General features: G+C 58.1%; 10 protein-coding genes. 5 read left to right on the plus strand and 5 right to left on the minus strand.

What is annotated here, in order from left to right; all coding sequences use genetic code 11:
- Positions 1-649: 649 nt before the first annotated feature.
- The gene (locus ACEN2J_RS19470) at positions 650-2,911 is read right to left on the minus strand and encodes an adenosylcobalamin-dependent ribonucleoside-diphosphate reductase (protein ID WP_442108237.1); all 2,262 of its coding nucleotides are present in this window, start codon (positions 2,909-2,911) and stop codon (positions 650-652) included.
- Positions 2,912-3,061: 150 nt separating this feature from the next.
- Here ACEN2J_RS19470 and ACEN2J_RS19475 point away from each other — a divergent pair, with 150 nt between their 5' ends.
- Positions 3,062-3,493 (plus strand): DUF1489 family protein, encoded by a 432-nt coding sequence (locus tag ACEN2J_RS19475; RefSeq protein ID WP_442108239.1) that lies wholly within the window; start codon positions 3,062-3,064, stop codon positions 3,491-3,493.
- Between the two features lie 106 nt (positions 3,494-3,599).
- Here the strand turns inward: ACEN2J_RS19475 and hisG are convergent, their stop codons facing one another.
- The 3 genes from hisG to hisS are packed head-to-tail and all read right to left on the minus strand — an operon-like array spanning position 3,600 to position 6,885.
- Positions 3,600-4,304, minus strand: coding sequence for an ATP phosphoribosyltransferase (gene hisG / locus ACEN2J_RS19480; protein WP_442108241.1), 705 nt, complete (start codon positions 4,302-4,304; stop codon positions 3,600-3,602).
- Complete coding sequence (locus ACEN2J_RS19485) at positions 4,301-5,401, minus strand: ATP phosphoribosyltransferase regulatory subunit (RefSeq protein ID WP_442108243.1); 1,101 nt, start codon at positions 5,399-5,401, stop codon at positions 4,301-4,303. The genes hisG and ACEN2J_RS19485 overlap by 4 nt, the downstream gene beginning before the upstream one ends.
- Positions 5,398-6,885 (minus strand): histidine--tRNA ligase, encoded by a 1,488-nt coding sequence (gene hisS, locus ACEN2J_RS19490; protein ID WP_442108245.1) that lies wholly within the window; start codon positions 6,883-6,885, stop codon positions 5,398-5,400. The genes ACEN2J_RS19485 and hisS overlap by 4 nt, the downstream gene beginning before the upstream one ends.
- Positions 6,886-6,960: 75 nt before the next feature.
- Here hisS and ACEN2J_RS19495 point away from each other — a divergent pair, with 75 nt between their 5' ends.
- The 3 genes from ACEN2J_RS19495 to ACEN2J_RS19505 are packed head-to-tail and all read left to right on the plus strand — an operon-like array spanning position 6,961 to position 8,753.
- The gene (locus ACEN2J_RS19495) at positions 6,961-7,158 is read left to right on the plus strand and encodes a SlyX family protein (protein ID WP_442108247.1); all 198 of its coding nucleotides are present in this window, start codon (positions 6,961-6,963) and stop codon (positions 7,156-7,158) included.
- A 5-nt stretch (positions 7,159-7,163) separates the two neighbouring features.
- Positions 7,164-7,613 (plus strand): hypothetical protein, encoded by a 450-nt coding sequence (locus ACEN2J_RS19500; RefSeq protein WP_442108249.1) that lies wholly within the window; start codon positions 7,164-7,166, stop codon positions 7,611-7,613.
- A gap of 54 nt (positions 7,614-7,667) precedes the next feature.
- A complete protein-coding gene (locus tag ACEN2J_RS19505; RefSeq protein WP_442108251.1) occupies positions 7,668-8,753 on the plus strand; it encodes an AbrB family transcriptional regulator in 1,086 nt (361 codons plus the stop codon).
- Positions 8,754-8,841: 88 nt separating this feature from the next.
- On the opposite strand, the gene dnaE is transcribed toward ACEN2J_RS19505, so the two are convergent.
- Positions 8,842-12,294 carry a DNA polymerase III subunit alpha gene (gene dnaE / locus ACEN2J_RS19510; RefSeq protein ID WP_442108253.1) on the minus strand — a complete coding sequence of 1,151 codons (3,453 nt, stop codon included), beginning with the start codon at positions 12,292-12,294 and terminating at the stop codon, positions 8,842-8,844.
- Positions 12,295-12,547: 253 nt separating this feature from the next.
- Here dnaE and ACEN2J_RS19515 point away from each other — a divergent pair.
- A partial coding sequence (locus tag ACEN2J_RS19515) for a 2Fe-2S iron-sulfur cluster-binding protein (RefSeq protein WP_442108255.1) occupies positions 12,548-13,154 on the plus strand: 607 nt, incomplete at its 3' end.

Genomic DNA, 13,154 nt, shown 5'->3' on the forward strand with positions numbered 1-13,154 from the left:
TGCCAAGCGGATTAACGCTTGACAGGCATTGCGCACACTATTGCGTGTTTTTGAGAAGACTATTCATGTTTCTGACTGCAATATTACCCTTCATCCGGATCCATGCATTCATAAAACCCCGCTCCATATCCTCAAGGCGCGGCACGGCAAGGTTCGGAGACAGAACCGCGAAACGGTTTGCGCACAGGTTATCCATGACCGCCCCCTACAGGGTAGCGGTGGGCCTGACCCGCGGCGGTCTGGATACGGATGGTCTGGTTGGTCGCGCGGATTATAGGTTGGATGAACATGGATGGTCTCCTCTGGTTGAAATACCGGGAGGGCCGCGGGCAAATGCCCGGCCATGATGGCGTCAGTGCTGTTGGAAAAATGACAGAAGTGACCGGCCCCCGAGATGGGGTCAAATGGCGCGTATAGCGCCCTGAATATGCCGAATACTGTTTGTCATGGTGCGGAAGAGATAGTGCAACGAATGTGCGCGTGTCAACGCTCAAGCAATTCGAGCGTCGCTTGCTACATACAAATATTAGGACCGCAAAATTTATCGCCTGCCAAGCGGATTAACGCTTGACAGGCATTGCGCACACTATTGCGTGTTTTTGAGAAGACTATTCATGTTTCTGACTCTAACATAAACGCCAGCCAGCCCTCAGCCACACTTAGAAAATCCGCAAGACGCACAGGTCATACAGCCTTCAAGCATCCGCATTTCAAAGCTACCGCAGGATGAACAGCTCTTGCCTTTTGGGGTTCCGATTGAGACGACATCCGCTTTGGGGTCTGATTTCAGCCCCATACCTTCGCCTTCGATAAAGCCAATCGCGATCAGGTGGCGTTCGATAACCCCGCCAATTGCCGCAAGGATGGACGGTATATATTTACCATTCACCCAAGCTCCGCCGCGCGGGTCGAACACGGCTTTCAGCTCTTCCACCACAAAGCTTACATCGCCACCCCGACGGAACACGGCCGAGATCATGCGCGTCAGGGCCACTGTCCACGCAAAATGTTCCATGTTTTTCGAGTTGATAAACACCTCAAACGGGCGGCGATTGTCAGAAATGATGATGTCATTGATCGTGATATACAGCGCGTGTTCAGACCCCGGCCATTTCACCTTATACGTCGCACCTTCCAGCGCGGACGGACGGTCCAAAGGTTCAGTCAGATAGACAACCTCGGCCCCGTCATCCACCTCGGTAGAAGTCTCGGCACTGGAACTGACTGTCAAAACAGAGCCGGTCACATCATTCGGGCGGTAGGTGGTGCAGCCTTTGCAACCTTGGTCCCACGCGGCCATATAAACCTCTTTGAAATCTTCAAAGCTGATGTCTTCGGGGCAGTTGATGGTTTTAGAGATGCTGCTATCGATCCATTTTTGCGCGGCAGCCTGCATGCGCACATGGTCGAGCGGCGGCAAGGTTTGCGCGTTCACAAAATGGTCGGGCAGCGGCGCATCGCCGTGCAAATCGCGCCACATGCGGACGGCGTAATCGACGACCTCTTCTTCGGTACGCGAGCCGTCTTTTTGCAGCACTTTGCGGGTGTAAGCATAGGCAAACACGGGCTCGATACCGCTGGAAACGTTGCCCGCATAGAGGCTGATGGTGCCGGTTGGCGCGATCGACGTCAGCAAAGCGTTGCGGATGCCATGGGTGCGAATGGCATCGCGCACATCGTCGTCCATCGCCAACATGGTGCCCGAAGCCAGATATTTTTCGGCATCAAACAGCGGGAACGGTCCCTTTTCGCGGGCCAGATCGACGCTGGCCATATAGGCGGTGCGGGCGATTGCCTTCATCCAAGCTTCGGTTTGCGCGGCGGCCTGTTCGGACCCATAGCGCAGGCCAAGCATCAGCAAAGCATCGGCAAGACCTGTCACGCCAAGACCAATACGGCGCTTGTTACGGGCTTCCTCGGCCTGTTGCGGCAGCGGAAAGCGGCTGGCGTCAACCACGTTATCCATCATCCGCACAGCCGTTGCGACCAGCTTGTCCAGCGCCTCGGGGTCCAACTCGGCACCCGCCTCGAACGGCTGTGTCACAAGCCGTGCAAGATTGATCGAGCCGAGCAAACACGCGCCGTAAGGTGGCAGCGGTTGCTCGCCACAGGGGTTGGTGGCCGCGATGGTTTCGCAATATTTCAGGTTGTTGGCATTGTTGATCCGGTCGATGAAAATCACGCCCGGTTCAGCAAATTCAAAGGTGTTGCGCATGATTTTGTTCCACAAATCGCGCGCTTGCAGGGTGCGGTACACCTTGCCGCCAAACACCAGATCCCACGGACCATCGGCCTTGACCGCATCCATGAACGGGTCAGTAATCAGCACCGACAGGTTGAACATGCGCAGGCGGGCCGGGTCTTTTTTCGCCTCAATAAACGCCTCAACATCGGGGTGGTCGCAGCGCATCGTGGCCATCATCGCACCACGGCGGCTGCCTGCCGACATGATGGTGCGGCACATCGCATCCCACACATCCATAAACGACAGCGGCCCCGACGCATCGGCGGCGACGCCCTTTACCTCGGCCCCGCGCGGGCGGATGGTGCTGAAATCATAGCCAATACCGCCGCCCTGCTGCATGGTCAGCGCGGCTTCTTTCAGCATCTCAAAAATCCCGCCCATGTCATCGGGCACGGTGCCCATGACAAAGCAGTTGAACAACGTCACCGAACGGTCCGTCCCTGCACCCGCGATAATGCGACCAGCCGGCAGGTATTTGAAATCTTGCAGCGCACCGTAGAAAGCAGTTTCCCACTTTGCAGGCTCGGCCTCATTGACGGCAAGCGCGCGGGCAATGCGACGCCAAGTATCCTCAACAGACCCATCAATCGGCGCGCCATCTTGGGTTTTCAGACGGTATTTCATATCCCAAATAGACTCGGCGATAGGGGCGGAAAATCGGGACATTAGGTCGGTCCTTTAGGCAGGAAGGTGGATATATTGGGGGTGCTTGCGCGCGAATACACAAAATAGGGCAGGAATAGCCCGAGGTCAACGCAGGCAAGCCCTTGTCTGCGCCGCTTAACAGGTTAAATTTGTGTTGACCTAGGGGGAAACGTGAGCAGCACCGTTAATCTATTGAAACTTTGTGTCGGAACAGAAACCGTCGAAGACTTGGCGGCGTGGCAAGATATGCGGCGCAAACACTGGCCAGACCATATGCCGCGCCACATTACCCGCATGTGGCCCAAACGCGAGGCCGAGTTGTTGCAAGGCGGCTCGCTCTATTGGGTGTTTAAGGGCGTCATCCTTGCCCGCCAGCGCATCACGGCGCTTGAGGAACAGCGCGGCGAAGATGGGATTTTACGCTGTGCGCTGGTGCTGGACCCTGAAATCTTTCGCACCGAACCCGCGCCGCGCCGCGCCTTTCAAGGCTGGCGCTATCTCAGCGTTGAGGATGCCCCGCGCGATCTGCCAAAGGGCCGCGGCACCGAAGAGGCGCTTCCCCCAGAACTAGCCCGCGCTCTGGCCGATATCGGCCTTCGCTAAACAGCACGGTCGCAGCGGGGCTTGCCCCGCTGCCAGGCCCAACCTTGAGGACCCCCAACCTTTAGGAGATGGCGCACGCCCATAGACGAATGGCGGGATAGGCCCCTTACAGCTTTGCCTGCACTCCAAGCTTTGCCGTCAGCGCGTCCAGAACAGCCCGCGTCGGACCATCCCAATCGGCCGCACGCGCCGCAAACAGCGTGGCTTGCGATGCGTGGATCAACCCGTCTGACAAAATCTTCAAATGGTTCGCCCGCAGCGTTTCGCCCGAGGATGTAATATCGGCAATCGCTTCGGCCGTCAGGTTTTTCACGGTGCCCTCGGTGGCGCCTTGGCTATCAACCAGCTGATAATCCGCAACATCTTGCTCGGTCAAAAACTCACGCACCAGCCGGTGGTATTTCGTAGCAATCCGCAGTCGAAAGCCGTGCGCCTTGCGAAACGCCGCCGCTGCGGCATCAAAATCATCAACCGTCTCGACGTCAATCCACGCGACAGGCACCGCGATAATCAGGTCCGCATGGCCAAAGCCAAGCTGCGCCACCTCGGCCACCTGCGCCGACCAATCGGCCAGTTTGTCGCGCACAAGGTCTGATCCGGTCACGCCCATATGAATGCGCCCTGCCGCCAGTTCGCGCGGAATTTCACCTGCGGACAGCAAAACAAGTTCTACGCCGTCCACGCCATCCACCGCGCCCGCATATTCGCGGTCTGACCCGGACCGTGCCATAGTGACACCACGGTCTCCGAACCAGTCAAAGGTCTTTTCCATCAACCGCCCTTTGGACGGCACCCCGATTTTCAGGCTCATAGCAAACCCTCCCGCAGTTCGGCCACCATTGCGGGCCGGATCACACCGCCGACCGCCGGAATAGAACGCCCCTGCCCCAGCACCGCCGTCAACGCATCATAACGGCCACCGGAAGCCACAGGGGGCAGATCGTCTGCCGCGTGAAAGCTGAACACAAACCCGTCGTAATACTCCATCGAGGTCCGCCCATGGCTTGCCTCAAACGGAATATCGGACGGGTCGATGCCGCGTTTATCCAACGCGTCCAACCGGCGGGCAAACAGGTCTACCGCTGGTTCAATCGCGGGCAGCATAAAGGTGATACCGCGCAAATGCGCAAGCGCGGCCTTGGCCGGTGCTTGCAGCGCCAACAAATCATAAAGCAGCGCCGCCTCAGGCGCCTTCAATGCGGGCGTCTCGGCATCCTCGATCAAAGCCGCGACACGGGTCGCGATCTCGGTCTCAGACCGCAGGCCTGTCATTGGCCCCGCCGACGCGATCAGCGCATCGGGCGCATCGGCCTCCAGACGCGCCAACAGTTCAACGCGCGCTTGCGGCACAGCAGCCCGCCCCGAAAACCGGTCGAGCAACTTGCGAAACCGTGCGGGTCGCCAGATGTGGCGCAACAGCGCCGCCTTGCGTCGATCAGTGGTCGACAGCCCGTTTACCGCCGCCATCAGAATCCCGATATCGCCCGTTGCAGGGCGCAGTCCCAATGGAGCCAACAGACCGTGAAACAGGGCAAATAACTCGGCATCCGCCGCCTCGGGGGCGGTGCGGTCAAACAGCTCGAATCCGACTTGCAGGTACTCACTGGCACGGGGGCCAAGGTGATCTTGCTTGCGGTAGACCTCGCCGATGTAGCAATAACGCGCGGGTTCGGCGCCGCCGTTCATATGCGCCTGCACCACCGGCACAGTGAAATCCGGCCGCAGCATCATTTCGCCGCGCAACGGATCCGATGTTACATAGGCCCGCGCGCGAATATCCTCGCCATACAGGTCCAGCAGGGTTTCGGCGGGCAGCAGCGTGTCCGCCTCAACCGGTTGCGCGCCGGCGGCCTTAAAGGCGGAAAACAATGCCTCGGCCTCGGCCCGAATTTTCGCGCGACAGGTCATTGTGCTAACATCTTCTTCACTTCGGCCACCAAATCAGCCAGCGGAATTTCGACCTGTGCGGGGCGGTCTTTCCATTCTTCCAACGTGGCACTTTCGGCAATCTTCGCGCCAAGGATAAGGTCTTTCAGCACGACCACACCTTTTTCCGCCTCATCCCCGCCTTGGATAACCGCAATCGGGCTGCCGCGTTTGTCGGCGTATTTCAATTGGTTGCCAAAGTTTTTCGGGTTACCGAGGTACATTTCGGCGCGAATGCCCGCTTGGCGCAACTGGCCAACCATGGCCATATAATCGGCCATCCGGTCGCGGTCCATCACAGTCACAACAACAGGGCCTGCGGACGTGGTTTCAGCCTCGCCCCGCTCAAGCTTTTTGGCCCGCAGCGCCGCGAGCAAACGATCAACACCAATGGAAACACCAGTGGCAGGCACCGCTTGGCCGGTAAAGCGCTTGACCAAATCATCATAACGCCCGCCCCCCGCGACCGAGCCAAACTGCCGCTTACGGCCCTTTTCATCAAGGATTTCAAAGGTCAGTTCGGCCTCATAAACAGGGCCAGTGTAGTAGCCAAGGCCGCGCACGACAGAGGGGTCAATTTCAATACGGTCAGGGCCGTAACCTTGGGCATCCAGCAAGGCTGCGATGGTTTCAAGCTCATCCACGCCTTCGCAGCCAACTTTTGACGCGCCAACCAATTCGCGCAACCGCGCTACGGTTTCCTCCCCGCTGCCGCGTTTGGCCGCCATAAAGCCCATGACAACATCGGCCTGCGTATCATTCAACCCAGCGCCTTTGGTGAAGTCGCCGCTGTCATCCTTGCGCCCTGCGCCCAGCAAAGCCCGCACGCCGTCTGCTCCCAAGCGGTCCAGCTTATCAATCGCACGCAACACAATCCCGCGCTCGGCGTCTTTGTCGTCACCCGACAGGCCCGCAACCTCCATCACGCCGTTCAGCACTTTGCGGTTATTGACGCGCACGATGTAGTCGCCGCGCTCAATCCCGACTGTTTCCAGCGCATCCGACAGCATGGCGCAAATTTCGGCATCGGCGGCCACGGATGGCGCACCAACAGTATCGGCATCGCATTGATAAAACTGGCGGAACCGGCCAGGACCGGGCTTTTCATTGCGCCACACGGGGCCGTAGGCATAGCGGCGATAGGGCGTTGGCAACTCATTACGAAACTGTGCCGCGACACGGGCCAAAGGCGCGGTCAGGTCATAGCGCAGGGCCAGCCAATCGGCATCTTCATCTTGCCAGCCGAACACGCCTTCATTCGGGCGGTCTACATCGGGCAGGAACTTGCCCAGTGCCTCGACCGTTTCCACCGCACTGGTTTCCAGCGGGTCAAACCCATAGCGTTCATACACGGCAGAGATTTTCGCCAGCATATCGCGGCGCTCAATCACGTCGGCCCCAAAATAATCGCGAAAGCCTTTTGGCGTTTCGGCGCGTGGTTTACGGGGTTGTTTTTCTTTGGCCATCGGGAAACCCTTTGCAGCTAATGCCCGCGCGGTGTAGCGGATGGGGCGAGGCGCGGCAAGCAAGGGATGACCATTATGACCGATAGAATGGATGCAATAGAGGAACGCGTGGCGCATCTGACCCGCACGGTCGAGGATTTGTCCGACATTATCGCCAAACAAGCCGACGAGATTGACCGCCTGACCCACCGCATGGCGATGATGGTCGACCGCATGGCCGCCCCCGATGAGGGCGGTGCCGTATTCACCGATCAGCGCCCACCGCATTGGTGATGCCCATGCGTCGCCTGTTGCAGTTCCGTCTGTGGCTTTGGCGCTTTGCCATGCTGGCGGGCGGCACCTTGCTATTGTTCTTTGCTGTGATGACTGTGGCCCCGCTGGCACCCGTTGGCGAGCCGGTGCTTGACAGCGTCATCCTGCGGGCAACGTATTGGCACGCATACGGTTTTGCCTTGGTACAGATTTTGGGCACTGTTCTGTGGGTTTTGATCGCCGTTACGGCTGGGCACTGGGCGCGCGGGATCAAGGCCTTTGCGGCAGCGTTGGTATTATTTGCCTGCATTGTGGCAATGATGGGCGAATATGGCAGCCTTATCCAACACGGCGACTTACGCGACACAATCGAGGTAGCACGCCATAAGTTGATGGTAAGCCGCGGCATCACGCTGACGCTGGCCGTGGTCAGCTTGGCGCTGGGTTGGTGGGCGCGGCCCCTCAAGCAAAGGTAAGGCCTTGTCTTTTGGCGGTAAGAATGTTCGTCTGGGGCAAATAAGTTCTGGCATATGACCCCAATTCACATCGGCAAAACCCGCATCGACCCGCCCGCGCTTGCCGCGACCTTGGCGCTTGGTACCACTGGCGGGGTAATTGGCAAACAGTTGGGCCTACCATTGGGGTATCTGCTGGGGTCGCTGGTGGTGGTTGCCGTTTGGGCCATTTTTGGCAAACGCGTGCTTGGCCAAGCCATCCACATGCCACAACCTTTGCGGATGAGCTTTATCCCCATCGTTGGGGTCGGTATTGGCGGGGCATTCACACCCGAAATCTTTTACGATGCGGCGGGCTGGTGGCCAAGTGTTCTTGGGCTGCTGGTCTTTGTGCCCTTGGCGCATTTCACGGGGTATAAGATTTACCGCGCAGGCGGGCTGACGCCGATAACCGCCTATTTTGGCGCTGTTCCGGGTGGATTAATTGAATCGGTGACAATGGGCGAAGAGGCGGGCGCCGACGTGGCATTGCTGGTGCTGATTCAGTTTCTAAGGCTGATCCTGACGATCGTTTTCGTGCCCGTCGTGTTCTTGGTTCTGACAGGGCATAGCGTGGGGTCTTCGGCCGGCGTTGTGATGATAGGCGGAAACAACCCATTAGAAATTATGGATATTTTGGTGCTGTCCGTAGCTGCAATTGGTGGCTATTTCATCGGCAAAGCCTTGAGGTTTCCAGCCGCCATTATGACCGGGCCTTTGGCCGCATCGGCCTTGGCGCATCTCACCGGACTTACCGATGCCGTACCGCCGTCTTGGACAATTTCGCTGACCCAAGTCGTGGTCGGCACCGGACTTGGCGCGCGATTTGCGGGAATGGCGACGACCACCCTGCGCCGCGGATTTGGCCTTGCTGTGATGTCGACGGGGGTGTCACTGGCCCTCGCCTTTGGGTTTGCCGAAGCGTTGCACTTGATGATGGGCGCGCCGATTTCTGCGATTTTTCTGGCATTCGCACCGGGCGGCATCACCGAAATGAGTCTGATCGCCCTAAGCCTGCATGTGAGCGTGGTGTTTGTGACCTTGCACCATGTCATCCGGATTGTCGTTTCTGTTAGCATCGCGCGGTATTTTGTGGGCCGCGTTCCGAAAGATGGTGCTTAGCCCCAAAGGCGGATGGGGGCTGTCTGCCCCCAAATCACTTTGCGATGCAAAGTGAACCCCCGAGGATATTTTTGAACAGATGATGCGATTAGAGGTCTTCGACCATTACAACGCCCGTCATTGCCTTTAAGGCGCCTTTGACTTGCGGGCTGACGGGGTATTCGCGCGGCAGTTCCAGATCAATCTCTTGTCCAGTTACATCATCCGGCACGCAGATTGTGACCGCGCCGCGATTACGGCCACCGTCTTTTAGCACGCGTTCCAGCAAGGCTGCGACCGAGGCTGCGGCCTCGACCCGATCAATATGGATGCGCAGCGCATTTCCACCAGCCTCGGCTGCCACCGAGTCGATGGGCTGGGCGGCGCGGGCCAACAGTTTTAAGGTTTCGCCTTCCAGCGTGGCCTCAACCGTCAGCACCACATTCATCCCCGGCTCGAGCACATCGCGCGCGGCCTCTAGCGTGTCGGAGAATACCGTAACTTCGTAAAGCCCTGTTGGATCAGACAGTTGCACAAAGGCAAAGCGGTTACCGCGCGCTGATTTGCGTTCTTGCTTGGAACTGATGGAGCCTGCAATTTTAGCATTGAACGCACCGTTTTCAGCGCGGGCAGTGATTTCGGCCAAGGTGGAAACGCCTTTGCGTTTTAACGGCGCCATGTAGTCATCCAACGGGTGGCCCGAGAGGTAAAAGCCGATGGCTTTGTGTTCCTCGGTCAGCCGTTCGACCGGCAGCCAATCATCGCGCGACCCAAGGCGCGGTTCAGGCACATCTTCGCCCGCCTCGCCGAACAGGCTGACTTGGTTAGAGTTTTTCGCCTCATGGATCGCGGCGGAATAGGCGGCAAGGCCATCAAGCGCCTCAAACACACGGGCGCGATTGCTGTCGAGCGTATCGAACGCACCGGCGCGGGCCAGCATTTCCAGCGGGCGTTTGCCGACACGTTTTAGGTCAACACGGCGAGCGAAATCGAACAGCGTGGCAAAGGGTTTCTCACCCGTTTCGGTTTCGCGGGCGGCCACGATCAGTTTCATCGCCTCAACGCCGACGTTTTTCAATGCGCCCAGCGCATAGACCAACGCCCCATCGCGCACGGTAAACATCGCCAATGAGGTGTTCACCGAAGGGGCGATTGTCTTGATGCCAAGCTTATCGACCTCACGCTTATACACCGCGAGTTTATCGGTTAGGTGAAGATCGCAGTTCATCACGCCGGCCATAAATTCAACCGGATAGTTCGCCTTCAGATAGCCGGTTTGATAGCTGACCACGGCATAGGCCGCCGCGTGGGATTTGTTAAACCCGTAGTTCGCAAATTTTTCTAGCAAGTCAAAGACTTCACCGGCTTTTTTCGCATCGACATTGTGGGTTTTCTTGGCACCTTCAATGAATTTCGGGCGCTCCTTGGCCATTTCTTCGGCGATCTTTTTACCCATCGCACGGCGCAGCAAATCGGCGCCACCAAGGGAATAGCCGCCCATGACCTGCGCAATCTGCATAACCTGTTCTTGGTAAACGATAATCCCTTGGGTTTCGGCCAGCAGGTGGTCAATCGTCGGGTGAACCGATTCAATTTCCCGCAGCCCGTTCTTAACCTCGCAATACACGGGGATGTTTTCCATCGGGCCGGGGCGGTACAGCGCCACCAGCGCCACGATATCTTCGATACAGGTCGGTTTCATGCGCCGCAGCGCATCCATCATGCCGCTGGATTCCACCTGAAACACGGCCACAGTCTTGGCAGCGGCATAGAGCTGATAGGTTTTCTCGTCATCCAATGGGATCAGAGAGATGTCCAAATCCACCCCGCGCAACCGCAACAGGTTCAGCGCGGATTGAATAACAGTCAGGGTTTTCAGGCCCAAAAAGTCGAACTTGACCAGCCCCGCCGCCTCGACCCATTTCATGTTGAACTGGGTCGCGGGCATGTCGGATTTCGGATCTTGGTACAAAGGCACCAATTCATCCAAAGGCCGGTCGCCAATCACAACCCCCGCCGCGTGGGTCGATGCGTTACGCAGCAAGCCCTCGACCTGCTGGCCGTAATCCAGCAACCGCGCGACAACCTCTTCCTTGGCCGCCTCACGCAAGCGCGGCTCATCCGCCAGCGCCTTGGTGATCGACACAGGTTTAACCCCTTCAACAGGGATCATTTTCGACAGGCGGTCCACTTGGCCGTAGGACATCTGCAAAACGCGGCCCACATCGCGCACGGCAGCCTTGGACAGCAGCGCACCAAAGGTGATGATCTGCCCCACCTTATCGCGACCATATTTACCTTGGACGTATTGAATAACCTCCTCACGCCGATCCATACAAAAATCGATATCAAAGTCAGGCATGGATACGCGTTCAGGGTTAAGAAAGCGTTCAAACAGCAAGGAATAGCGCAGCGGGTCCAAATCCGTAATCGTCAACGCATAGGCCACCAGCGACCCCGCACCCGACCCACGCCCCGGCCCGACAGGAATACCATGATCTTTGGCCCATTTGATGAAATCGGCAACGATCAAAAAGTAGCCCGGAAACTTCATCCCGATAATGATATCCAGCTCAAAATCCAGCCGCGCCTGGTAGTCCTCCACACTGACGGCATGAGGGATAATCGCCAACCGCGCTTGCAAGCCCTCATTGGCTTGGCGGCGCAGCTCGTTCACCTCATCATCGGCAAATTTCGGCAAGATCGGCGGGTGCTTAGCCACCTTGAACGCGCAACGCCGTGCAATTTCAACTGTGTTTTCAATAGCTTCGGGCAGGTCGGCGAACAGGGTCACCATCTCGGCTTCGGTCTTGAAATAGTGCTGCGGCGTCAGGCGGCGGCGGGGTTGTTGCTGGTCAACATAAGCCCCCTCGGAAATGCAAATCAGCGCGTCATGCGCCTCATACATCGACGCTTTGGGAAAATAGACGTCGTTGGTCGCAACCAAGGGCAGGCGCAGCGCGTAAGCCATTTCGACAAAGCCGCGCTCGGACGCACGTTCGCCCTCGGTCAACTGCCCGCCCGCGCCTGGGTGGCGCTGCAATTCAACATACAGCCGGTCCGGAAATGCCGCCGCCAACGTCTCCATCAGCGCCTGCGCCTTGGGCAATTGCGCCGTTTGCAACAGCTTGCCAACTGGCCCTTCGGCCCCGCCCGTCAAACAAATCAAACCATCGGAATGTGCCTGCAGTTGCGCGACCGTAACCTGCGGCAGCTGCCCCGCGTTATCAACATACAGACAGGTGTTCAGCTTCATCAGGTTCATATAACCCGCCTGATTTTGCGCAAGCAGCACAATCGGCGCAGGGCTACGCGGCTTTTCACCGGGCTGCGGCGGATCATAGGTCAGGCTGACTTGGCAACCGACAATAGGTTGCAAGCCCGCCCCCGCCGCCAAGGTCGAAAACTCTAACGCTCCAAACATGTTGTTGGTATCTGTGACAGCCACCGCGGGCATATCACGTTCGCCGCACAGTTTGATAAGCGATTTCAACGGCACCGCGCCTTCCAACAAGGAATACTCGGTATGCGTGCGAAGGTGTATGAATCGGGGTGCTGACATGGCCAGACATTAGCCCAGAGCAGCGCCCAAGGGAAAGGGTGCACACACGCCGCCGCGCCCAAATTATCGACGCCTTCGCCTGATTTTCAATCAAATCCAAATAGTGCTGCAAATTTAGTAGGGAAAAATAGATTTGCTATTTTGCCACACCCAAGCTTTGATGCTACGCAAGACAAGGGCGCGTGGCCCGCTTTACGCCGCATCGGGCGGGCACGCAAAGGCCTTGGACGCAAAGACCGCGGCGGATTATTACATGACGAATATTGCGTTTCACCTGAACGGAACGCCGGTGTGCCTAACGGACGTGCCGCCAACGCAGACCCTACTTGACTGGTTGCGCGAAGAGCGCGGGCTGACTGGTACAAAAGAAGGCTGCAACGAAGGCGATTGCGGGGCATGTACTGTAATGGTCACAGATACCGACGGGGCAAAGGCGCTGAACGCCTGCATTTTGTTCATGCCACAGCTGCAAGGCAAATCGGTGCGCACTGTCGAAGGGCTTACCGCCCCTGATGGCAGCCCGCATCCGGTTCAAACCGCGATGGTCACGCACCATGGCTCGCAATGCGGGTTCTGCACGCCCGGCTTTATCGTTTCTATGGCCACCGCCCACGTTGCGGGCCGCACGGACCATGACACCGTTATGGCAGGTAATCTGTGCCGCTGCACCGGCTACGCCCCCATCATCCGCGCGGCAAAGGCTGCAGAATCCCAACCCGTCCCGCAATGGCTGCAAGACGAAACCACCCCCGCTTTCTTTTCGGCCCAAATATCCTCGGGGGGTGCGGGGGGAAGAAAGACCCCCCACGCCAGCCCCCCAACCCACACAAAGGAGCTCGCACAGGCCCTTGCCGACACCA

The sequence above is a fragment of the Pseudorhodobacter sp. W20_MBD10_FR17 genome (genome assembly GCF_052119765.1).
Lineage (GTDB): Bacteria > Pseudomonadota > Alphaproteobacteria > Rhodobacterales > Rhodobacteraceae > Pseudorhodobacter.